This window comes from Xanthomarina sp. F2636L (assembly GCF_026410195.1).
In the GTDB taxonomy this organism is placed as follows: domain Bacteria; phylum Bacteroidota; class Bacteroidia; order Flavobacteriales; family Flavobacteriaceae; genus Xanthomarina.
In genome coordinates, this window is sequence record NZ_JAPMLM010000044.1 from 1 (window position 1) to 851 (window position 851).

2 protein-coding genes are annotated in these 851 nt (G+C 35.6%); both read right to left on the reverse strand.

The window, feature by feature from the left end; genetic code table 11:
• Positions 1-293, reverse strand: a 293-nt coding sequence (locus tag OS191_RS00205; protein ID WP_524534354.1) for an Ig-like domain-containing protein, incomplete at its 3' end; no start/stop codon positions are given.
• Positions 294-302: 9 nt separating this feature from the next.
• Positions 303-851: tail fiber domain-containing protein (locus OS191_RS00210; RefSeq protein WP_267153694.1), on the reverse strand; the 549-nt coding region annotated here is incomplete at its 5' end.

The window sequence follows — 851 nt, forward strand, 5'->3', positions numbered from 1 at the left end:
ACTTTTAAAAAATGGTCATCACTAGACCAATCAATTGCAGAAAATGTACCTGAAACTATTGTACCTTCTCCAATATTAACAATGGCAATACCATTAGCATCTGTAGTTGGTGAATGGGTTTCTTGATAGACATTGGTTGCTCCTTCCAAAATAATAAATTGTATAGTAATGCCTTGGTTAGCCACTACATTGCCTAAGTTGTCTTTTACAAGAGCTTTGTAGTTGATGCCGTTTTGGGCAAAACTTGAAATTGAGATAAAAAAGGGCATTAGTAATGTAATTAGCTTTTTCATGATTGGATATTATTTGTTATTAACTGCCTCCAAAGCATTCAAGCGTTGTACTAAGGATGCTATGGTTTTGTTTTGTGATCTATTTTCCTCTTTCTGCCCATCAATAATCTCCTGCTGTTCTTGAATCGCTTTTATCAAAACAGGCACCAAATCTGAATAATACACGCCTAAACGTTCTAATTCTTTTTTAGTAAGTTTTCCTGATACCTCGTCTTTTTCCCAAATATGTGATTTTACCACTTCTGGTATAATCTCTTGAAGGTCTTGAGCTATAAGTCCTAATTTAAGGTCTGGATTATTCTCGCTTTTCCAGTTAAAACTTACGGGTTGCATTTGTAAGACTTCTGTTAAGCCATAATTAAGATTTTCAATATTTTTCTTTTCCCGTCTGTCTGAAGTATTTATAGTGCCATTTGTGGCATACACGGTAGTCCAACGTTGGCTTGGATTACCTAAGACGGAAGTGTTATCTACATCTGGCAATAAAGCTGCATTTATACGTAATGCATTGTTACCAGCATCCCTTATGGTTTCATCTCCTAGATATAGCGTACCTGC